The sequence below is a fragment of the Streptococcus parasanguinis genome (assembly GCF_032163505.1).
GTDB lineage: Bacteria > Bacillota > Bacilli > Lactobacillales > Streptococcaceae > Streptococcus > Streptococcus parasanguinis_V.
This window is the reverse complement of the sequence record NZ_CP134147.1, coordinates 915,818-937,072: the sequence shown is the minus strand read 5'-3', so window position 1 is coordinate 937,072 and position 21,255 is coordinate 915,818. Positions and strand designations below refer to the sequence as shown.

The window sequence follows — 21,255 nt, the reverse complement described above, 5'->3', positions numbered from 1 at the left end:
TCTTTTCTCTACTTTTTCGCAACTTTTTGTCCGGAATAAATGCTCCACTCTTTTGGTAGGCAATAGGCGATGGCGCAAGCAATGACAAAGAATGGCAGGTTGGCATAGCCAAAGACTTCTCCTCCGATCAAGATCGGTGCGAGCAAGGTCGTCGTCGCACTGCCAAAGACACTGGCATATCCGATAGCAGCCACGACTAAGACTGGAAGACCTAGCATAGGAGCAAGGAAGACTCCAAGCGTAGCTCCGATCGCAAAGAGCGGGGTCACTTCTCCCCCTTGGTATCCAGCAGAGATGGTCACTACGGTAAAGAGGAGCTTCAAGATCCAGTCATAACTCTGCGCACTGCCCTGATGAAAAGCCATATCAATCAGATTGGTTCCAAGACCACTGTATGTTCCGACCTTGGTCAGCTGGAGGGTTAAGAGGACCAAACTAAGTCCAGCCCCTATAAGCGCAATCCGGATATAAGGATTAGGTAAGACTTGAGCGACTGTTTTCTTCAACCATGAAAGGCTAACAGCAAAGAGTTTCCCAGCGAGACCAAAAGCTAGGCCAAGAAGGGCAACTTTGATCAAGGTCTCTGGTGTCCAGCTCAGCGTTTCTTTTAGTGGCACAGCAAATTTCTCCAAGCCAAGGGCATGAGAGGTGAAGCTAGCCACGATTGAGGCAATGAGCGCTGGATAGAGAGCCATCAACTGCAACTCCCCAACTGTCAAGACTTCAAGAGCAAAGAAGGTTGCTGCCAGTGGCGTCTGAAAGAGACCCGCAAAACCGGCTGCCATCCCGGTCATGAGAAAGATACGCGAAGCATCTGGAATCTTGATATGACGCGCAAAACGATGCGAAAGGGTCGCTCCGATCTGGACCGCTACGCCTTCCCGACCGACCGAACCACCAAAGAGGTGGCTCATCCAGGTCGTCAGCATGATCAAAGGCACCAAGACCAAGGGGATTTTCTCCTCACGCGCGTGTCCGACATCAAAGATGAGGCCCATCCCTTTTGAAGCCTTGCCACCAAAACGTTTATAAAGATAAACAATGACAAGCCCCGCTAAGGCCAGAAAAAGAATCAAAGGCCAATGCTGGCTTCGGACATCTCCAATCAGGAGCAATCCTTGACCAAAAATCATGTCAATGGCACCAACCAAGAGACCAATGAAAAGCGCCATCCCTGTTAGGACCACATACTGTTGTACTTTTTGCTTGATAGATAGACTAGTCACGCGTCCTCACCTCCTCTTGGAAGTCTCTCGAGCGCTTCATCATATCTTGAAACTGAGCTTGAATAGTCGCCCGATACTGCTCCTCCGTCACGAGAGAGCCGACTTTCTCAAGTACTTCTCTCTCCCTTCTCTGATCGAGCACAGGTAAACTCTGTTGCTCCTTATATTCTACAATTTGACCGACACAGACCATCCGTCTTTCCAGTAAGGCTACTAGCTCTTGATCGATCTGGTCAATGTCCTTACGAATCTGATCTAAATCCATGTGTCTCCTCTTTATTTTGGATATAAATCGAGTCTGTAATCCATCGATCCAGCCTCATTGTCATTAATTTGCTTTTGCTACAAGTTCTTCTGCAAAGGCTTCTAATTTTTCAATGTCTTCGTCTTCTGCAGACAAATCAACTTTGACACACTCAGAACCTTTTTCAGCACCAGTCGCAGCGAAGCAACGGTCGAAATCATCAACTGCTTTACAGAATTCATCGTAGAAGGTATCACCTGATCCTACCACACCGTAAAGTTTGCCTTTGAGATCAAGGCCAGCCAAATCTTCGTAGAAATCTTGGATCTCATCTGGAAGCTCTCCATCACCGTATGTATAAGTCGCTACCACTGCGATATCTGCTTCAAGGAAGTCCTCCGCATCCACAGTTGTACACTCATCCACATCTACTTCGACACCAAGATCACGGAATTTGTCCGCTACGATATCAGCAATTTCTTCAGTATTTCCAGTCATACTAGCAAAAACAATCTTCGCTACAGTCATAATTTCCTCCCAAAAGCTATTTCCCGTATTATACCACTTTTTCAAGCATTTTGCACGAAACCTTTCCCGATAAGCTGAAAGAAGGGACACGTTTCAAGAATTTGGACCGATTCAACCTAATCACCCTCATTTTCTTCTTGAATTGCTTTAATAGTTCAATTATTATCTGTTTTCCTTCTCCAACTCGTACTCCTCTTTAATATCTTTAATACGCTGGATTTCTTCATCTAGTTTTTTATTAAATTCAGATTCAGTCTTATATGGATATGAAAAACGGCTCCAGGTATACCACTTCAACCCATCTTTACCTTTAAAATACCATTCAAGTTTGATCGGTAAATAATCTTGATTATAGGTGATCCGAACTTTGGAAAATTGATTCTTTTCATTTAAAACTTTGGCTTCAAAATCAGGTGTCTTCCCTTCCTTCACTAGAGATTTAGTAATCAACGATTTCGGATCTCGCTCAATAACAAAGTTTGATTTTTCGATCTCTTCTCTCGAAACTTTTAAGTTCAAAATTGCGGAAGTAATATTTCGGTATAAGTCTCTATGATACCTATCGGATGGTTTTTCGTCCGAATAACTGCCATATTTTTTCCCATATTTTACTACTACTTGAGTTTTACTATAAGAATTATTGCTCCTCAAGTCATAGCCATTCTCAAAATAAGATCGATATAAATTTTCATCGCCCGAATCATCCACAACAATAAACCGCTGTTGTTCTAATATCGATTTTGAATTTTCTTGAATCTTGCCTCTGCGGAATGCAATGAAAACACCAGCAACAACTACTAGAGACAAAGCAACTAGAAAGACTTTCGAACTGAATCCTCTCTGTTTAATTTCTTTCATCATATCCATCACATTCTAGCAAAATATACATCCAAAGTGAAGTGTTAAACTATTCAAAAAGCTGAGACATATGTAAGCTCAGCTTTATCTCAAAACTAGGTTAATCTCCCTCATTTTCCTCTTGAATTTCTTTAATATTTTCAATTTCTTCATCCAGCTTTTTATCAAAATCAGACTTATTTTTGAAGGGATACGAATAGGTGCGCCAAGTGTACCATTTTAGTCCTTCTTCACCCTTATAGTACCACTCAATTTTTGTTGGTAGAAATTCTTTGTTGTAGGTGATACGGACTTTGGAAAACTGACTATCCTTGATAGAATATCTACCTTCAAATTCAGGCGGATGTTTTTCTTCTAATAATTTTTTATTGATGAATGAATCAGTTGAACGAGTGATTTGATAGTTGGAATCTTTTATATCTTTAATATTAATTTGGTGATTTAAAAGTGCTGAAGTGAGCTCAATATCTAAAGCTCTTTTATAATACTCCGCAGCACTATATTCCTGACTACCACCATACAATTTATTATTTTTTATTGCAGCTCCATGGTAATAAAAAAAATCTTTTTCTTTTAAATCAAAACCTGCACTGATTGATAATTTTTTATCATTATCTGAAATACTTTGAGTCTCAATATAACGTTTATTTATTAATATTGAATGAGTATCACTTATGCTCTTTGATGTACTCAGGGCTACGAGTATACTTATTATACCCGCGATCGCTAGGCTTAATGCCACTAGCATAACTTTTATATTTATTATACTCTTCCATTTTTTCTTTTTCTGACATTCCTTTTGTATTACGTTGCCATGCTTCATAGTCTTCATGTCCTCCTCCTTTTACAATATCCGCAAATTGACCTACATGAGCAGTTTTTTCATCTGTTTTACCCAAATCATTTTCATAGCGAAATAACTCTTTAGCTCTAACTCGAGTAGCTGGTTCAAGAGTGCCATCTACATCAAGCATTCCATGTTTACCTTCGTAAAACTTAGTAACATCTGAATTTTGACCTGTTGAAGGCCCATAGTTAAAGGATTCCGTGTTAGCAATCTCCCTTAATTCTTCTTTAGAAAATTTGCCTGGATCTGAATCATAGCGACCATTTGCTAGTTTATGATTGTCATAGGCATCCCATTGACTGTCAAACTCGCCAGTGTCTATATTCACAATAAACTCCACCATCCGTGCGTTGTTCAAATCTTTTCCTTTAGCTGAATTGCCCTGAGGGACTTGAACCTTCATATTATAGGGGCGTTTGAATCCATCTGATTTCTCAAAGCGGTTATGGTAGTTAGCACCAGTCGTGTAATCAAATTCAATATTATTTTCTTTACCATATGCTAATAGTTTTTCATAATCATTTGCGCCTTCGTAATGACTGCGAATATAGTAAATTGCTTGACGATCCAGATAATAGCGGAAGAAAAACATGTTCTATTGGTTTCATTCTAACAAAATATCTATCCAATGTAAAACCGCTTCCATAGCTCCTAATTAGTGATAAATGCTTGCTGGATGGGCCTTTCTTATGTTAAAATTGACAGAGAAAATGAGGTAATGTATGAACGTAATGAATGAAATTCTTGAAAAGATTCAAGCTTATGACACGATTATTATCCACCGTCATCAGAATCCGGATCCGGATGCGATTGGTAGCCAGGTGGGCTTGCGGGATCTCCTGCGTGCGCACTTCCCTCAAAAGCGGGTCTTGGCAACTGGCTATGATGAACCGACCTTGACTTGGCTTGCTGAAATGGATGAGGTTAAGGACGAGGATTTTGAGGGAGCTTTGGTGATTGTCTGTGATACGGCTAATACTCCTCGCATCGATGACAAGCGCTATACGAATGGTGATTTCCTGATCAAGATCGACCACCACCCAAATGACGATGCTTATGGCGATCTGCTCTGGGTCGATACTGAGTCTAGCTCTACCAGTGAGTTAATCGCACTTTTTGCTAAGGAATTGGAGCTCGAACTTCCTGTGAGTGCTGCTCGTCTCCTGTATGCTGGGATTGTCGGAGATACAGGTCGCTTCCTTTATCCTGCTACTTCAACTCGGACCTTTGAGATCGCTGCCTATCTTCGAAGCATTCCTTTTGATTTTACTGCCCTTGCTCGTCAAATGGATACGATCAATCTCAAGACGGCTAAGCTTCAAGGCTATGTCTACGACCATCTCGAGATCGATGAACATGGCGCTGCGCGTGTGACCTTGACACAAGAGCTCTTGAAGAAATTTGATCTACGTGATTCTGAGACTGCTGCGATTGTTGGAGCTCCTGGACGCATCGATACCGTGTCTGTTTGGGCTATCTTTGTTGAACAGACTGACGGTCACTTCCGTGTCCGGATGCGTAGCAAACGAAAAGTGATTAATGAGATTGCCAAACGTCATAATGGTGGTGGCCATCCACTAGCTAGTGGAGCTAACTCCTACTCCCTCGAAGAAAACGACCAAATCTACAAAGAGCTACAAGAAGTGGCACGCACAAACGAAGGCTGAGAACGGTTTCTCAGCCTTTTTATCTTGGTCATGGGGTTTTCATTTGATCTTTCTTATGGTAAAATAAAGCTAATAAAATTTTTAAGGAGACTTATTATGGAAAAAAATCGTTTGTTTATCATTATCTCTGCTGCGGTAGCGATTCTTAGCTCTTTCTTGCCATGGGCAAGCCTGAATGCTGGTGCCTTTGGTTCATACAGCTGGAATGGCCTTCGCGGAGATGGATGGTTCGTTATTATCTTCGCAGTCGTTGCGATTGTCCTTGCTTGCTTGAACGATGTGAAATCTTCACTACCAAAAGGTTTTGCAATTGGTGTTATCGTATCAGGGGCTCTCTCAACTATCGTAACATTGATCGATCTATTTGGTGTAAACAAATATGCTGTTGACTTCAATGGTTATGGCGTTTCAATTGGCTTTGGTTTGATCCTTGCTTTGATCGCATCAATCGCTATTGTTGTAACTGGTCTCTTGGCGATGTCAGGTGGTAAAATCACTAAAGGAACATTCGAAGAACTTGCTGAATCTGGTAAAGGATTTGCACAAACAGTTGGACGGGTGACAACTACTACAGTTAAAACTGCAGTAGATGAAATCAAAAAAGAATCACACGAACACACTGAAGGAAAAGCTGATCAACCAGTTGAAGCACCAAAAGATCCAAATCAATCTGAACAATAATAAGATTATCATCACCTTAGCATAGCTAGGGTGATTTTTTTGATCATTAATTTAAATAAAATTAGTGAAAATACTTGTCAAGATCCTGGAAATTTGGTAAACTAGCTTAGTAACAATCTATGGCTCGGAAAGAGACCATGGCAGAAAGGAAATATTGCAAAATGAAAAAAGATATCCATCCAGAATATCGCCCTGTTGTCTTCATGGACACTACTACTGGTTACAAGTTCGTCAGCGGTTCAACTAAGTACTCTAGCGAAACAGTTGAATTCGAAGGTGAAACTTACCCATTGATCCGTGTTGAAATTTCATCAGACTCACACCCATTCTACACTGGACGTCAAAAGTTCACTCAAGCAGATGGACGTGTGGATCGTTTCAACAAAAAATACGGTCTCAAATAAGAACCAACACAGAACCACTTCCCTTTCGGGAGTGGTTTTTTTGATCTAAAAAGATGAACATATAAAGAATTCTTTCTCCCTTTTCTGAAAAATCATTTTCATTGTCTTCTCCTCTATCCTCTGCTATATTTGGATTATCAAAGAAAGGAGACAAGCCGATGACATTGTCCAAAAAACTCACACTTTCTCTTGCCTCACTGGCAGTTCTTGGTCTTTTAGTAGCCTGCTCGAACCAGACAGCTCAAACACCTGCAAACTCTGCTAGTTCACAACAGGTTTCTTCGAGCACTTCAAGCTCTAAAGGTTCACAAACAGCTAGCCAAGCTGAAAATCTAGACGGTACATACAAAGGGACTGATGAAAATGATCAGATCACTCTGACCCTCTCTGGTAAGATGGGCACATGGGAAGAGGTTGAAAGGGATGGCGAGAAAGAAAGCAAGCCTGTAACCGTTCACTCCGACAATCATACTCTCACTGTGGGAGATGATCTCAAATATTACAAACTAGAAGGTAACCAACTCACTATTGAAGATGACGATCGCGATCCTTCTGATACCATTGTATTAACGAAATAGCATAAAAAATAAGAGGTTAGGATGTTGATCCCAACCTCTATTTATTATCTTAATGGAACTGCATCCCACCATCTACGATAATGGTTTGTCCTGTGATGTAGTTTGAATCAGGTCCAGCAAGGAAGCTGACCGCTGCTGCTACATCTTCAGGTTCTGAAAGACGTTTGAGAGTAATATCTTTAGCGAATGTTTGCATACCCCATTCGTCATCTTTACCTGCGTTCTTACCAACTTCATGAGCAATGTCAAACATCATTGGAGTCTTCACGATACCTGGTGCATAAGCATTGACAGTGATTCCTGAATCCGCTAAGTCACGCGCCAAAGTCTGTGTGATACCACGAACTGCAAATTTAGTACCACCATAAACAGTCAAGTTAGGGTTACCTACAACCCCTGCTTGTGAAGTTGCATTGATGATTTTTCCGCCATGGCCAAGCGCTTTGAATTGAGCTTGTGCAGCTTGAGCACCCCAAATCACGCCACCAACGTTAATAGCAAATGTACGCGTAAATTGTTCTTCTGTAATTGTATCAAGTGGTGTAGTTGGCGCAACACCTGCATTGTTCACGACAACATTCAAATCTCCAAAATGGTCAACAACTTTTTGGAAAGCTGCAGCTACTTCTGCTTGTTTGGATACATCAGCAACGACCGCAAAAGCATTTTCTGCGGACAACTCAGCAACTGCTTTTTCAGCTGTTTCAGCATTGTAGTCCAATACTCCGACCTTGAAGCCATCTTGCACCAAACGTTTTGCGATTGCAAAACCGATTCCTTGACCAGCACCTGTGACAATAGCTACTTTAGACATATGATTCCTCCTTGGTATCAACGATACCAGCAAACGTTCCTATCAGAACAGCAAGGGTTGACAACTAGTTTTGATGGGATCTATTATAAATATCCGACAAAACTATGCTAACAGTATACTCCTTTGTGAAAAAAGTGTCAAACTCTGGCCTGTTATTTTTTAAAAAAAGTTCATTTATATGATATTTTTATTTAGTGATAAGTGAAATAGAATATGGCTTTTAACCAAAACAGATAACTGTTCTATTCTGTAAAAACTACATGAGGCTGGGACAAAAGTCCTAGCCTCTCAATTATTTTTGGATTGTCAAGCAAGACGCAGTGGTTGAGTGGGCTCTACTACGCTGATTTCATCAGCTTTTACAGCCCTACTCAACTGTGTGGAGGTGGGACGACGAAATCGAATTCTAACGAATGACCGATTTCTGTCCCACTCTCTCTCATAAACTATTCATTTGATTGATCCCTTTAGTCATCAGACTCCGCAAATACTTGAGTAGCTTTGACTGCTTTCTTCCACCCCTTGTACAGCTCTTCCTTACGAGATTCATCCATCTTGGGTTCAAAGATTTGAGCTGCTCCATGAAGAGATTTTAATTCTTCCAAGTCTTTCCAATAGCCTACAGTCAGACCTGCTAGGAAGGCCGCTCCTAAAGCAGTTGTTTCCAAGTTTTTCGCGCGGGCAATTGCAATTCCAAGAATATCTGCCTGAAACTGCATTAAGTAATCATTTTTCGCTGCTCCTCCGTCTACTTTTAGGAGAGGGATAGGAGTCTTGGCATCCACCTGCATGGTGTCAATAATATCACGTACTTGATAGGCAATGGATTGAAGGGTTGCTTTGATAAAGTCTTCCTTGGTTGTTCCCCGGGTAAGTCCAAAGACAGAACCACGCGCCTCTTGATTCCAGTATGGTGCTCCAAGACCCGTAAAGGCAGGAACCACATAGATTTCATCCTGGTTCTGAGACTTCAGAGCATAGGCCTCGGATTCAGGTGAACTGTCGATCATACGCAAGCCATCGCGGAGCCATTGAATGGCACTTCCAGCGATAAAGATCGATCCTTCAAGGGCGTAGTAGACCTTGCCATTGATCCCATAACCAATCGTCGTCAGCAAGTTATTTTCTGATAACTGCATCTCCTCACCCGTATTCATAATGATGAAGGATCCAGTTCCATAAGTGTTTTTGACCATCCCAGGTTCAAAAGCCAATTGACCAAAGAGGGCCGCTTGCTGGTCTCCCGCCATCCCTGCAATCGGCACTTGTCCACCGTAGAAATGGAAAGGCGCTGTCTTGCCATAGATTTCAGAGTTTGAACGCACTTCAGGAAGCATGGCTTTAGGAATGTTGAGAATGTCTAAGATTTCATCGTCCCATTTCAGTTCCTTGATATTGTAGAGCATGGTACGGGCTGCATTGGAATAGTCTGTCACGTGGGCAGCTCCATCTGTCAGCTTCCAGACCAACCAAGTATCAATGGTCCCAAAGAGCAATTCACCTTTCTCCGCACACTCTTGTGCTCCTTCTACGTGGTCCAAAATCCAACGAACTTTAGTCGCTGAGAAGTAGGCATCAATGACTAGACCTGTCTTTTGGTGGAAGGTTTCTACATAGCCTTGGTTTTTAAGTTCTTCAGCCAGTGGAGCCGTTTGCCGTGATTGCCAGACAATGGCATTGTAAATAGGAAGCCCCGTGTTCTTATCCCAAACAACTGTCGTCTCCCGTTGATTGGTAATGCCGATCGCCTCGATTTGATTGGGCTTGATGCCACTTTCGATAAAGACCTCAGCGATCACCGACTGCACCGAGTTCCAAATTTCATTGGCATTGTGCTCCACCCAACCAGCCTGCGGAAAAATCTGAGTGAATTCCTTTTGACTAGAGCTGACTTGCTCGCCTTTTTTATTAAAAATGATAGCCCGCGAACTAGTGGTTCCCTGGTCAATCGCCATGATGTAAGTTTCTTGAGACATAAACTGCCCTCCTGAATTGGGTACTTAAAAATCTTGTTCTTTCATAAACTAGTATACTCTATTTCATCATGGATTTGTATCCATTTTTTTAAGAAAATCCGGTCTAACATTTTCATAGTACTTCCAGTTCTATCAGACAAAGTTAAAAGAGCCCCGAGGCTCTTTTAACTAGTGGTTCAAATGCTTATCAAGATCTGCGCTGTTTCAAACGATTTAAAAATTCCATAGTCGGGCTGTCCTGGTAAAGTTCTTTGAGAGGAATCTTCTGATAGACAGCTATTTCGTCAGCAGTCACACCGTAACGAATCAATAGATCATAAATACGATTTAAATCATGTCGCAATTCATCCGTGATGAGGACATTATCGCTTGTTTCTTTTGTTTTCCAATAATAAGATGGCAGAACTTCCTTGGTTTCAATTAAAATAGTTTGCAATAAGGTTCCCCCATGACTATCCTTCTGAGTGATATCTGCCCCAAGTTCCAACATTTTCTCAAAAACCTTGAAAGACTGGTCCGCCTTTTCCTTAGACGAATACATTTCATATTGGCCATTCCAACGTTTGATCATGCGCCTGCAGTCAAATACAGCTCGTCCACCCGCTGTTTGGAGGACTGGTTGACAAAATGGATTCAGCTCTGTCGGCTCTTCGATAAAGTTAAGATCTGCTCCTCTATCAATGAGTAAGTCTGCAATATCTAAATGTCCCGATTTGATAGCGACTTGAAGGAGCGACTGTCCCTGATCTCTTTTAGGTTTGTCACCCGAAACAGCATTGACTTCTTCAGGCTTTTTATCCAATATCTGACGGACGGCCTCTAGATCTCCTCTTCGCAACAACTGAAAGGTTTTTTGCATGGTCTTGCCCCTCTCTCATTATAGATAAGAATGACACTGTGTTGATACTTTGATCCTATCTCTAGGTTCTTCGTTAAACTGATTATACCATTTTATGGACTCTTAATTAAAGTCCTAAAGGGTAAATATGACAGACTCCCACCGAAAGAGGTATAACCCTATTTCAATGATTTTCGTATAGCCACTAGCCAAGAGGCTACTAGGATTTCGAAAATAACTAGAAGGATGATCTGAGGAAGAGAACTTTGAACCAGCATAAGGACAGCCAGACTATCGATCAGCATATGAGCCAGGATACAAGGGACAGCTCCTTTTGAATACTCCTTGAGCGCTCCAAATAGGAAGGTATTCCCTAAAATCATCAGGTAAAAGATGAGATAGTTGGATGAACCTGCGGTAATCCAAGGGAGTTGATAAATAGGGATATGCCAGAGGAACCAGACAATGGAGAGAACCATCATTTTAGGTATAAAGTGCTTACTAAAGGAAAGATGATCTTGTAAAAACCAACGCCAACCGACTTCTTCTAGACCGCCATATAATAATGTCCAGGGGAAATAAAGGAAGAAGGCCAAGAGGGAGTTCCCAGTAAAGCGAACGTTCATAAGCAGGATGGAGATCCCATAATAGATGACGGGGATGAAGAATGCTAGGATCCATGACAGAGGACTTTCTTTTTGAAGAAAAACCTTTTTGAAAAAATCACCCAAGTATTTGACTTCACCCAGGACAAGAGAAAAGACCGCCGCAGTAATCAGGGGAATACAGTTCATTAGGATAAACAGTAGTGAGGCACCTATACTAGTCCCATCAGGGAAAAACCAAAGGATCACTTGCCCGACTAGAAAGGTAGCTAGGAGCGCAGTCAGTGCATACCAACTAGCGACTGATTGTTTTGAAATAAATTTGCTCATTTTTCCTCCTTTACAGTTACATACTTCTTTCTTGCAATCATGATTGCTAAACTAATAATAAGAATTTTACTGACGATAGATAGCCATACCTCTTCATTCACTAGAATCTGAGACAAGGAATTAATACAGGCATGAGTCATGACACAGATCCATAAATTTTGCGTTTTATGATACAAGGCCGATAAGATAAAGCAGTTAGTTAGCAGACCTACTAGAAACGGAAGCAACTGAATGACAGCTAAAGAACCATCAATATAAAAGTATAGTAGATGCCAACTAGACCAGGCTAAAAAGGTGATCAAAGTAGCTGAAAGATAAGGTATTTTTTTCTGCAAAGTTGGTTGAAAGAAATAACGCCAGCCAATTTCTTCAACTCCACCAAAAAGAAGAGCCTTGAAAAAGAGCACCACTGGCAAGACCAACGATTGAGTAGTGATCTTACCACCAAAGATAAAGGGGAAAAAGTCGAGTAGCAAGAAAACGAGCACTAAACAATAATTAGCTAACCTGTCTTTGACTTGAAAAAAATCTTTGAGAAGTTGTTTAAAACTAGATTGATGGTAACTAATGCTTGCAAGACTACCCCAAAAAGCAGATGATAAGCCACCTAAAACAACAGCGATGATCCCCATTGGTGATGTAAAATCAACCTTCGCTCCTCCTGCTCTTAAAAACCACACCAGAAGGCTGACTCCTAATACTTGACCAAAGGTCCCTATCAAATACATGGAAAGGGCTTGCTTTCTATTCATTCGTGATTCCTTTTCTATTCTTTCATCTAGTTCATGACTCTATTAGATTTGGAGCATCCCCTAATCCGCATCAACCCACAGATGGTATTGTTCACAATGGAGACATCGAAAGAGATAGCCACACATTGAACCATCCTTGACTAAGTATTCAGCCACATCCTGAAATTCATTACGTGCCTCGTATTCTGCTAATACTTGCTCTGCAATGCCCATTTCTTCCAATTCACGAGTGCCAACTGTCCCCAGATAAGCACAGTAGTCTCGGCAACAGGAGAGCCAATGTTCCCCCTGCCAGCTACTATAGCCTGGAGTTTGACAGAATAGGACCTGATCTTTTTCCTTATCCATGACCCCTTGCCAATCAGCATCTTGGATAAACTCTGCTTCAAACTTCTGGGCAGCACGACCTGTAGCAATACAAGTCGGACAGAGATGGCTTAGCTCCTCCACACAATAAGGTCTCAGAACATAATAGATGGTGTGGTCTTCCCCACACGAAGGACAGGTCTTAGGCTCCCCTTCCTTAAAAGCACCAGTCCCTAGTGGATCCGGATGATAGCGGAAGGTTGGCAAGGAACTGATTTTCTCTTTATGAGTCTCTTTTTCTTTTTCAGTCAAAGGACGAGGGAGAGCAAAGCGATCTCCATGACTGAGACTCATCTTTTCTAAGGTAAAAAGCTTCTTAACTTGCTTGCGATCAGACTTGTCTACTAGCTCTAAGAAGAGGGAAAAGGCACTAGCATACAAGCCCAACTCTTGGTAAACATCCACCAAGACCTGCTTGGCTTCTGGAGTTTCCAGTAAAGCCAGCCGATCCGCAAATTCATAGAAAGCCAGCACGCTGGATGAATCCTTCTCTTGCTCTTGGAACTGCTTTTTAAGATGGATATATTCTTTCATAGAATCGTTCATAGGACTACTCGCTTTCATTTTTAAAGGAATCAAATCGTAGATCCTATTTCTACAGATGATTGTATTCTAACCTGGATCATGTACTTTAAACCCATACCTACCTGCATTTCGTTTGAGCTTCTCCACCAGCTCTTCATTCCGCTTGCTTTTTCCAAAAAAGAAGGGAATAGTCTTTCCATTTCTAAGCTCTATATAAAAAGCATAGCGAGCCCCGCCACCAGATCGTCCACGAAAAATTGCATAGGTGATTTGCTTGATCTCTTTCAGTGGGATCATTCGCCGACTGAAACACAAAGGCACATGAATGTAGAAGATGCCACGGTTAATATGGAAGGGAGCAAAGAAGGGACCACCACTACGTTTCACGATTGCCCTTCTTCTCTGGAAGAGGAGAAGACTGAAAAAGAACAAGAAAACTAGCACATATAGAATTGGAGCATATAGTTGCATTCCTTCAAACTCTATCACATGACTAGCCATTCTCGCTCTCCTTCCTGTTTTTACTTGGTAATGTCAGTTCTTAAATAGTAGCTGTCACCACTTTTTTGCCTTAGAGATTTTTTGCATGATCAATACGCTGATCAATGCGATTGCTCCATTTTGTTAATTCTTTTAGCGTCTCCACTTCACAAATAAATAGGACGTAACTATCGCTATCAATGTCTATTCCACCTACACAGAAACCTTCTGTTTCCCATTTCCTATCGAGCATAGAGCACCAATTCGTAATAGTGTCCTCTTCATCAAACCAATCATCTTCCATCTGAAGATTCTTCTTTTCAGCCAGTGATTTCATGAAGTAACTAAAATCTTCTAATTCAGGATTCCAATCTAATTCAACAGCTTCATTCGCATCTATCAATTCATCTGCAATGCCAAGCCAAATAATAGTTTCTTCTGTTTCATCCTCATCAATTCCACGCTCATCATAGCGATCAATATTTTCCTCAAAATAAGACCAAGGTGATTCTAAGCAATTTTCAATAGCATCATAGATAGAGCTGTCCTCAGTCAGTAACCGAACGATACGAGTATACTCTTCTTTCGCTGTTTGATTCATTTTTCGTTATCCTCACTTTTCTATAGTTTCCTTTGTTCCTAGATTTCTAATCTTATATAAAATTGTCACTTTCCATTTGGGGGTCTTATTTCATCTCAACCCATTTTTCATTGTCCATGATAAAGGGCTTGGCTAGACCTTCGCCTGTGTAGTTCTGGTATTTGGTCTCCAAGTATTTGTAAACATCTTCCTTAGTCGCAAACTTGATGGCTTGATAGGGCTCTTCAAAGGTCAGCTTTTCAACAAAGAGATAGCCATCCTTGGCAGGAACCAAGACACCGACGTGGCCGACAAAAAGAGTATTTCCATCTAGGTTATCATGAACGATGATGGAAAGCATGCGAGCATTTTCATTGAACTTGAAATGAGCAAAATACTCTTCCATCTTCTTGGCATGGACCTTGACATCCGTTGTAGCCTCTGTTGGAACCCGTGAATACAGAATGTTAAAGTCTTCCTTGTCTGCCTCATCGAAGACTTTTCCTTTGTCAATGGCATCATTGTCCACAAATAAAAGTTCACTATCCGCTTTCATCTTAGGAATCTCGATGCGATTCTTCAGAAGAGTATAACTATTGATCCGGCAGTTGGTCCCGACGAAATCGCCCTTTTTCTTGGTCCACAAGTCACTGATCTTCTCAACATTGTAGTCTGTTTTCTTGAACTTACTGAAATCACCCGTCAATCCGACCGAGCCTACAATGCTATCGTAATCCGTTACTAGACCCAGAAATTTATCTACACTGTCCTGATCCAAATAAGCAGATAGGAGAGCCCACACTTCTTTGACACTTGCTTTGCTGTTGAGGTTGCTGTAGCTTCCCTTGTAGCGCTCCTTATCTGAACTAGATTTCTGCACAGTGGAACTTGCCTGCTTTTCCTTGGATTGCTTTTGGTTGCTACCACAAGCCGCTAAAGCAAAGATCGCCAAGACGCAGCTAGTAAGAAGCATGATTTTTTTAGATGGTTTCATAAAATGGTTCCTTCTAATAATTGTTGTAAGAATCATTTATTTTAAAGTTTCTTAGCTTCATTATATCAATAAATAGATTGAAACAGAAAGAAAAAACTCTCTACTATAATAATACTGATTTTAAAACTATAGTTGAGGATCTTGTGTTAAAAAAACTATTTTCTTACATACTATTAATTATTTGATATAATACTCCAAAGGAGGTAGGCAAATGGTAGTAGAAACTGTAAAAGAAGGAAATTCAACCAAAGAAGATAACAATCTTGACTCTGATTTGACTAATGATATTTTTGATGAATATGATGATATTTTCAAAGCTTTAGTCGGAAACTGACAATCTATCTAATAGAAAAACAGATTGATAAAAAAGCATGTTTTTGCCAATGTCAATAAACGAACAGCCTTTTACGTTTTGGTGAAATTTTTACGATTAAATGGTTATCATTTTTCTGTCACAGTTGATGAGGCCGTTGAGATGTGCGTTAAAATAGCTGTGGAGTCATTAACTGATGAAAAGTTAGCAATCTACTCTAAATGGATTTCTGAACATTCATGTAAGGAGACTGGCAAACAATAAGATTACAAGTCTAATTTGATTTAGCATAAAAAATAAGAAAAAAGACAATATTAGAATTCTGGAATTCAGAAAACTGATATTGTCTTTTTTACGGAATGTTTAATCGTAATTGTAGAAATAAATACATTTCCTTTAAAACTCTTATTTAATCTTGTGTTTGTTCATCTTTTCTTCAAAGATAGCTGTCATAATTTTGCGGAGCTCTTCGCCTTCTTTTTCAGGAAGGTCCCCTTGACGTTTTGCCACCGCATAGAGTTCAGGGTATTGCTTGGCTACACGCTCAACTGTCTTGGTTGTCGCATGCCCTCTGACAAAGAAAGGAATGCGTTTGATCCATTCTTGCGGTACAAGGGCAAGCAACTTCTTCGCTGCTTCTTTATCAGAAATCTCAGCCGTACTCAATCCTTGCTTGATTTGTTCTTGTTCTTTTTCTGTAAAATCTTTTAATTCCATAGTAAACTCCTCATTTGTTTATCTAAGGACACATTATACACCTATGTAGAGGAAAGTACAACTAAAGAAACTGAAAAACAGAGCAAGGGTAAGTCATCCCTGACTCTATCTCTTAATCGTTAAATCTTATGAAGTATATTGATTTCCGATTTACTGTGGAGCATCTCCCTTTTGCTTTAAATAATAGTCACTTGCCTCAGTTAGTTTTTTATAATAATGATCGTAACTCTTACTAAATTGTCTAATCAGAGGAATAGCTACTTCATAGTAGTGATGGTTAATCAAAAATGTTTTCAGTTGATCTTGAATATTTTTCATTGGACTTGTTTTGTAATCATCACTGTTCAAATAGCGATCAAAAATAGAAATTGTGTCCTTATTTTCATTATGCCACTTTTCATAACTTTCTACCGCAGCTATCTTAGCTTCATTAACCTCTTTTAAGGTCTTCATATTAAAACTAGAACTCAGTTCATCAACATAATCCTGTTCTTCTCTGCTTAACTCAAAGGTTGGAAGGCTATCTAAATATTGAATATACTTCTTAAATGCTTCTTCTCCATCTTTTGACAAGGGTTCCTGTAAAAAAGGCTGATAGGCAGCAAATAAGCATTGCCCCAAGTATCCTGGAAATGCTCTTTCGAGTCTCTTATAAAGTGAGTCTTCAGCTTCGATGACCGCAAGTTTTTCATTGATCAGATCCGTGTCTGCACCTTTAATATAGAGATCGAACACTACTTTCCGTTTCTCATCACTTTCTAGTTCTTGCTCTTTTCTTCTGAGAATACTAGATGCAGTAGCCCCATCTGACTTCAGACAGTCCTTTATTTCTGTTATGGTTAGCCCTAATTTTTTAAACAAGGTAATCTTATTCAGAATCTCTACATCCTTTTCCGAATATTCCCTATACCCATTTTCTAGTCTTCGAGGATGAATAAAACCTTTTTCTTCATAGTATTCTAGTGCTTTTCGAGTTAAAGCTGTTATTCTTTGAATATCATTTCTTAACATGATCTTGCCCCCCTTTACTATATGATACTCCTGTCCCCAAGGGGCATGTCAACCTTTACCTTATAAACAGAAGACAATCATTTTTTTAATCTCATTTATCTCTTATTATAACAAGCTTCCACGAATAAATCAGTCATTAAAAAAGAAAAACAGCCAACCATTGGGTTAACTGCTTAAAAAAGTTGTCTAGTTAATTATTAGAAGAATCAGTATCCAAATTTACTTTAAATCGTACTTACAGTCTTCTCCATCTTGGTAGTAGAAAAATTCAGAAAGGTCTTCTTCAAAGAAAATACGAAGCATATCCTCCATATCTAAGGAGAGGTCTAGTTTTGGAAATTCTTTCAGGTCCTCCCACCAGACTTCCCCCTCTTCAGAGGATATTAATTCTCCGTCAAACTTTTCTGTCTTATAAAAGAGAACTACATAACGAATGCCGTCTTCTACCCAATCTTTCATTCCACAAATCTGGGGAGAAGCTATCCTTAAGCCAGTTTCTTCCTTCACTTCACGGATCACTGCTTCCGTAAATGACTCTCCCACTTCGACATGACCTCCAGGAAATGTAATGCCTGGCCAGTCCTCTTTTTTACGATTCATAACAAGAACTCTATCGCCATCTCTTACCATACAAAGATTCGTAAACTCGACGTTTTCATTCATATAGATACTTCCTAACTATGTGTATTTTTCCATTGAGGACAGAATAGACAATCTGTATCCTAGTCACCTTTTTGCTGAACTTGCGTATGGGCTAGCAGGTCACCTAGATGCCTCTTATCTTTTCTAAACATTGTCATTGCCAGTAGCAAAACTGCGAGGAGAGTCGCCGAAATAGAGAGGCTAATGGATAACACATCAAACTCACTATAGACACCATGTATCGTGCCCATATGACCGAGTTGCCAAGGCAAAAATTTAATGGTGTTTCTAATCAAGCTAGCTTGCACTGTTTTTTTCTGGTAAACCAATTGAAGTCCAGCTTTCGCCTTCCCAAAACTCCCATTATTTGTATAATCTAAGAATGTAAAAAGTAGAGTGATTGGCAAAACAGAGGTAAAAAATGCAAGACACTGCGACTGAATTTCTGTAAACTCTGGGATACCATTAAAAAAAATAATGTAAAAAGTCATACAACCTAAAAACAGAAGCGCTAAATAAGCTATTATGAAAAGATAATCAAATAGTAATTCAATCATTCTTTTTTTAAACGAAATAGAATTAATTGCTAAAATCTTCATCACCGTCTCCCCCTTTCTCATCTCCTATTATAATATAAGGGTGCGAATAAAGATACTATTTATAAAAAGAAGCCTGCAATCTCTCGATTCCAGTCTTCTTCATTCCTAATCTTCCCTATAAATAACAAAGCCATTTGGCTGAATGTTCAATCGATCATCAGAGATGCTCCCAAGACTGATCAGATCTGCTTGTCCTCTTTCTAAGACAAAGTCTTTCCTGGAGTGGTTAAAGTAGGCTTTGAGAAGGTGACCTTCATGCTGCCATTCTACTGCTACTACATCTGGGTCTACTTCTTTCAGACTCACTTTACCATGTTGAATCATGCCCGCCACTTCTTTTCGTAGCTGGATCAAGTCCTTCATAAAGTTTAGCATGTCATTGTCTGCTGACACGCGCTCCCATGGCATGACACGGCGGCAATCCGGGTCTGGGCCACCGATGAGGGCTAGCTCCGTTCCATAGTAGATACACGGCGTTCCCCGTTGCAGGTAGAGGAAGGCAAGAGCAGACTTGACAGACTGAAGATCGCCTTTGGCCGTCGTCAAGATGCGCTCTGTATCATGCGAGTCCAAGAGGTTGAACATAACCTCAGAGATCTGCTGCCTGTAGTACATCGACTGGCTATTAATCTCCCAAATGAAGCGTTGCGTCTCCTTATGCCCTCGCAGGAAATAATCCTTGATACTTTCAGAGAGGGGGTAATTCATCACCGCATGGAACTCATCGCCATTGAGCCAAGGTTGGGACGAATGCCAGATTTCTCCGAGGATATAGAGGTCTGGCTTCTTAGCCAAGACCGCCTTACGGAAATCTCGCCAGAATTGATGGTCGATTTCATTGGCCACGTCCAGTCGCCAAGCATCGATATCAAACTCTTCAATCCAGTATGTCGCCACCTTCAAGAGATAGTCCTTCACCTCTGGATTAGCCGTATTGAGCTTAGGCATATAGCCCGCAAAGGCAAAAGCATGGTAAGACAAGTCGCGACTATTCCACAGATTTTCTGAGGAGACAGGGAACTTTTTAATATGGAACCAATCCTTGTAAATCGAATCCTCCCCGTGTTTGACCACATCCTGCCATTGGGGTGAATCATAGCCAATATGGTTGAAGACGGCATCCAGCATGATCTTCATCCCACGCGCATGAGCCTCTTTCACTAGTTTGCGGAAGGTCTCTTTATCACCAAAATGTCGATCAATTTCAAAGTAATCAATGGTGTCGTATTTGTGGTTGCTTGGTGATTCAAAAATCGGGCAAAGGTAGAGCCCTGTAATTCCTAGATCCTGCAAGTAGTCCAAGTGATCGATGATTCCCTGCAAATCTCCACCAAAGAAATCCAACATTGTAGGGGCAATTGACGCATCCCAAGGACGGACACCTTCTGGGGAAATGGCTGGATTCCCATTGGCAAAACGCTCAGGAAAAATCTGATACCAAACTGTCTGAGCCACCCAGTCCGGAACAGCACACCCATCAATCTCATGGATAAAAGGAAGCTTAAAGCCGTTCATGACGAAGTCCAGGTTCTCCTTTTTATAGGCTGCCACACCCCGGTCTCCATACAAGATCTTCTCTCCCGCTGTATCCTCTAATTCAAAGAGGTACTGGATCCGTGCATGGCTGACAGATACCGACACTTGCCAATAATCAAAGAGGTCGTCGGTCGTCACCTTGTCCATTTCCTTGGTTGCCTCATATAGATCCTCTATAAAAATAAAAGGATCCCCATAATGCAAGACAATCCGTTTGATATCCTCTTTCTTGGTCCGGATGCGAATATGGAGTTGACCGTCCATATAAAGATAGGCGTACTCCGATTCAGGCCGGTGGTAAATCGCTGTTAATTCCATCTGTCTCGTCTCCTACTATACTCTCTTCTCATCATTCATCAGTTTATGCAAACGATTACACAAAACTCACTCTAGTATACAACTTTAGAAAAAGGTTTGCAAGATCTTGTGAGATAATTTTAGACTACTAACTTGTTAAGATTCTAGTGCAACACAAAAAGCCCAGCGATTGGGCTTAAAGATCTTTGTTGAAGCAATGACTTTACATTATAAGCATCACTTTATACTGTTTCCTACTAAAATATACTACAGATCTATATTTCTGTTAATAGTTTATTGAACAGTTGTTCGAGTTTACTAGTATCTCCATAAACTGTTCCATCCATATATAAGTGATAGATATCATCATCTAAACCAATTGAAATTTCACATTCATAGCCTTTCATCAAAGCTAAAGAACGGATAACTTCTCGTTGAGTACGACCGTTTCCTTCTCTAAATGGGTGAAAATAATTTAGATTATCTAATATCTCAGCTAAACTTTTACAAATCTCAATTTTATTATTTGCGTTAAGTAGATAGTTTGAAATCAAAGTATTTAAATATTTTTCTGACCATTATCCAACTCCTAATGCAACTGCCTCTTCTCTCAGTCGCTCCACGTCTTCTACCGTGGGATGCCATCCTTCAATCATATTGGTGCTAAGAGCAAACCAGACGCTCTTAAAAACCTTTTTGTTGTCAAAAATCACACCCATAATCATCATTTTTTCTTTATCTACATCTAAGGTCATATTCTACCTCCGTCCTATTATTATAGCATATTTTCAATCATTTTAGTTCTCCTATTTAGAACTTACCCTACACAAAAAGCCCAGCGATTGGG

26 protein-coding genes and 3 pseudogenes are annotated in these 21,255 nt (G+C 40.5%); 6 read left to right on the top strand and 23 right to left on the bottom strand.

The window, feature by feature from the left end; all coding sequences use genetic code 11:
• Positions 1–8: 8 nt before the first annotated feature.
• From RIN70_RS04855 to RIN70_RS04830, 6 genes and pseudogenes are all read right to left on the bottom strand, one after another.
• Complete coding sequence (locus tag RIN70_RS04855; protein ID WP_313790772.1) at positions 9–1,172, bottom strand: chloride channel protein; 1,164 nt, start codon at positions 1,170–1,172, stop codon at positions 9–11.
• A 46-nt stretch (positions 1,173–1,218) separates the two neighbouring features.
• The gene (locus tag RIN70_RS04850) at positions 1,219–1,491 is read right to left on the bottom strand and encodes a chorismate mutase (RefSeq protein ID WP_313790744.1); all 273 of its coding nucleotides are present in this window, start codon (positions 1,489–1,491) and stop codon (positions 1,219–1,221) included.
• Between the two features lie 63 nt (positions 1,492–1,554).
• Complete coding sequence (locus tag RIN70_RS04845) at positions 1,555–1,998, bottom strand: flavodoxin (RefSeq protein WP_009730912.1); 444 nt, start codon at positions 1,996–1,998, stop codon at positions 1,555–1,557.
• A 162-nt stretch (positions 1,999–2,160) separates the two neighbouring features.
• Complete coding sequence (locus tag RIN70_RS04840) at positions 2,161–2,859, bottom strand: hypothetical protein (RefSeq protein WP_313790743.1); 699 nt, start codon at positions 2,857–2,859, stop codon at positions 2,161–2,163.
• 97 nt (positions 2,860–2,956) lie between these two features.
• On the bottom strand, positions 2,957–3,604 hold the full coding sequence (locus RIN70_RS04835; RefSeq protein WP_013903472.1) for a hypothetical protein: 648 nt from the start codon (positions 3,602–3,604) through the stop codon (positions 2,957–2,959).
• Positions 3,525–4,289 (bottom strand): annotated as a pseudogene (locus tag RIN70_RS04830) (DUF3114 domain-containing protein); the annotation flags it as partial. The gene RIN70_RS04835 and the pseudogene RIN70_RS04830, both read right to left, overlap by 80 nt.
• Positions 4,290–4,425: 136 nt before the next feature.
• Here RIN70_RS04830 and RIN70_RS04825 point away from each other — a divergent pair.
• The 3 genes from RIN70_RS04825 (at position 4,426) to RIN70_RS04815 (ending at position 6,455) form a co-directional block, all read left to right on the top strand.
• Entirely contained in the window at positions 4,426–5,370 is a 945-nt protein-coding gene (locus RIN70_RS04825; RefSeq protein WP_313790742.1) for a DHH family phosphoesterase, read from the top strand.
• Positions 5,371–5,466: 96 nt separating this feature from the next.
• Positions 5,467–6,051 (top strand): DUF5336 domain-containing protein, encoded by a 585-nt coding sequence (locus RIN70_RS04820; protein ID WP_070665942.1) that lies wholly within the window; start codon positions 5,467–5,469, stop codon positions 6,049–6,051.
• A 161-nt stretch (positions 6,052–6,212) separates the two neighbouring features.
• Complete coding sequence (locus RIN70_RS04815; protein WP_021153079.1) at positions 6,213–6,455, top strand: type B 50S ribosomal protein L31; 243 nt, start codon at positions 6,213–6,215, stop codon at positions 6,453–6,455.
• Here the strand turns inward: RIN70_RS04815 and RIN70_RS04810 are convergent.
• Positions 6,448–6,627, bottom strand: a complete 180-nt coding sequence (locus RIN70_RS04810; protein ID WP_049497593.1) for a hypothetical protein — start codon at positions 6,625–6,627, stop codon at positions 6,448–6,450. The two genes, RIN70_RS04815 and RIN70_RS04810, sit on opposite strands and share 8 nt — an antisense overlap.
• Here RIN70_RS04810 and RIN70_RS04805 point away from each other — a divergent pair.
• A complete protein-coding gene (locus RIN70_RS04805; protein ID WP_049497591.1) occupies positions 6,614–7,033 on the top strand; it encodes an SP_0198 family lipoprotein in 420 nt (139 codons plus the stop codon). The two genes, RIN70_RS04810 and RIN70_RS04805, sit on opposite strands and share 14 nt — an antisense overlap.
• A 49-nt stretch (positions 7,034–7,082) precedes the next feature.
• Here RIN70_RS04805 and RIN70_RS04800 read toward each other — a convergent pair whose 3' ends face one another.
• From RIN70_RS04800 to RIN70_RS04760, 9 genes are all read right to left on the bottom strand, one after another.
• A complete protein-coding gene (locus tag RIN70_RS04800) occupies positions 7,083–7,847 on the bottom strand; it encodes a (S)-acetoin forming diacetyl reductase (RefSeq protein WP_003006860.1) in 765 nt (254 codons plus the stop codon).
• A 467-nt stretch (positions 7,848–8,314) separates the two neighbouring features.
• Entirely contained in the window at positions 8,315–9,823 is a 1,509-nt protein-coding gene (gene glpK, locus RIN70_RS04795; protein WP_313790740.1) for a glycerol kinase GlpK, read from the bottom strand.
• Between the two features lie 187 nt (positions 9,824–10,010).
• A complete protein-coding gene (locus RIN70_RS04790) occupies positions 10,011–10,682 on the bottom strand; it encodes an ankyrin repeat domain-containing protein (protein ID WP_313790739.1) in 672 nt (223 codons plus the stop codon).
• Positions 10,683–10,840: 158 nt separating this feature from the next.
• Positions 10,841–11,596, bottom strand: a complete 756-nt coding sequence (locus RIN70_RS04785) for a CPBP family intramembrane glutamic endopeptidase (protein WP_313790738.1) — start codon at positions 11,594–11,596, stop codon at positions 10,841–10,843.
• Positions 11,593–12,348, bottom strand: coding sequence for a CPBP family intramembrane glutamic endopeptidase (locus tag RIN70_RS04780; RefSeq protein ID WP_313790737.1), 756 nt, complete (start codon positions 12,346–12,348; stop codon positions 11,593–11,595). The genes RIN70_RS04785 and RIN70_RS04780 overlap by 4 nt, the downstream gene beginning before the upstream one ends.
• A gap of 60 nt (positions 12,349–12,408) precedes the next feature.
• Complete coding sequence (locus RIN70_RS04775; RefSeq protein ID WP_313790736.1) at positions 12,409–13,260, bottom strand: CbrC family protein; 852 nt, start codon at positions 13,258–13,260, stop codon at positions 12,409–12,411.
• A 66-nt stretch (positions 13,261–13,326) separates the two neighbouring features.
• Positions 13,327–13,740 carry a hypothetical protein gene (locus RIN70_RS04770; RefSeq protein ID WP_313790735.1) on the bottom strand — a complete coding sequence of 138 codons (414 nt, stop codon included), beginning with the start codon at positions 13,738–13,740 and terminating at the stop codon, positions 13,327–13,329.
• Between the two features lie 70 nt (positions 13,741–13,810).
• Positions 13,811–14,320 carry a DUF6630 family protein gene (locus RIN70_RS04765; protein WP_013903458.1) on the bottom strand — a complete coding sequence of 170 codons (510 nt, stop codon included), beginning with the start codon at positions 14,318–14,320 and terminating at the stop codon, positions 13,811–13,813.
• Positions 14,321–14,405: 85 nt separating this feature from the next.
• On the bottom strand, positions 14,406–15,293 hold the full coding sequence (locus RIN70_RS04760) for a DUF4300 family protein (RefSeq protein ID WP_313790734.1): 888 nt from the start codon (positions 15,291–15,293) through the stop codon (positions 14,406–14,408).
• A 211-nt stretch (positions 15,294–15,504) separates the two neighbouring features.
• Between RIN70_RS04760 and RIN70_RS04755 the strand changes: the two genes are divergently transcribed.
• Together RIN70_RS04755 and RIN70_RS04750 are read left to right on the top strand one after the other, a co-directional pair.
• Complete coding sequence (locus tag RIN70_RS04755; RefSeq protein WP_013903456.1) at positions 15,505–15,627, top strand: hypothetical protein; 123 nt, start codon at positions 15,505–15,507, stop codon at positions 15,625–15,627.
• A gap of 21 nt (positions 15,628–15,648) precedes the next feature.
• A pseudogene (locus RIN70_RS04750) lies at positions 15,649–15,870 on the top strand (type II toxin-antitoxin system death-on-curing family toxin); the annotation flags it as partial.
• Between the two features lie 141 nt (positions 15,871–16,011).
• Here the strand turns inward: RIN70_RS04750 and RIN70_RS04745 are convergent.
• The 7 genes and pseudogenes from RIN70_RS04745 to RIN70_RS04715 all read right to left on the bottom strand — a co-directional run bounded on the left by RIN70_RS04745 (position 16,012) and on the right by RIN70_RS04715 (position 21,163).
• Positions 16,012–16,323 (bottom strand): hypothetical protein, encoded by a 312-nt coding sequence (locus RIN70_RS04745; RefSeq protein WP_003006843.1) that lies wholly within the window; start codon positions 16,321–16,323, stop codon positions 16,012–16,014.
• A 150-nt stretch (positions 16,324–16,473) separates the two neighbouring features.
• Positions 16,474–17,334, bottom strand: coding sequence for a MerR family transcriptional regulator (locus RIN70_RS04740; RefSeq protein ID WP_101770532.1), 861 nt, complete (start codon positions 17,332–17,334; stop codon positions 16,474–16,476).
• A 219-nt stretch (positions 17,335–17,553) separates the two neighbouring features.
• Positions 17,554–17,997: an 8-oxo-dGTP diphosphatase gene (locus tag RIN70_RS04735; protein ID WP_313790733.1), complete on the bottom strand. Its 444-nt coding sequence runs from the start codon at positions 17,995–17,997 to the stop codon at positions 17,554–17,556.
• A gap of 59 nt (positions 17,998–18,056) precedes the next feature.
• A complete protein-coding gene (locus RIN70_RS04730; RefSeq protein ID WP_195915727.1) occupies positions 18,057–18,596 on the bottom strand; it encodes an RDD family protein in 540 nt (179 codons plus the stop codon).
• A gap of 84 nt (positions 18,597–18,680) precedes the next feature.
• A complete protein-coding gene (locus tag RIN70_RS04725; RefSeq protein WP_313790732.1) occupies positions 18,681–20,429 on the bottom strand; it encodes a glycoside hydrolase family 13 protein in 1,749 nt (582 codons plus the stop codon).
• A 254-nt stretch (positions 20,430–20,683) separates the two neighbouring features.
• Positions 20,684–20,983: pseudogene (locus RIN70_RS04720) on the bottom strand (Fic family protein); the annotation flags it as partial.
• 3 nt (positions 20,984–20,986) lie between these two features.
• Positions 20,987–21,163 (bottom strand): hypothetical protein, encoded by a 177-nt coding sequence (locus tag RIN70_RS04715; RefSeq protein ID WP_003017298.1) that lies wholly within the window; start codon positions 21,161–21,163, stop codon positions 20,987–20,989.
• Positions 21,164–21,255: the final 92 nt, after the last annotated feature.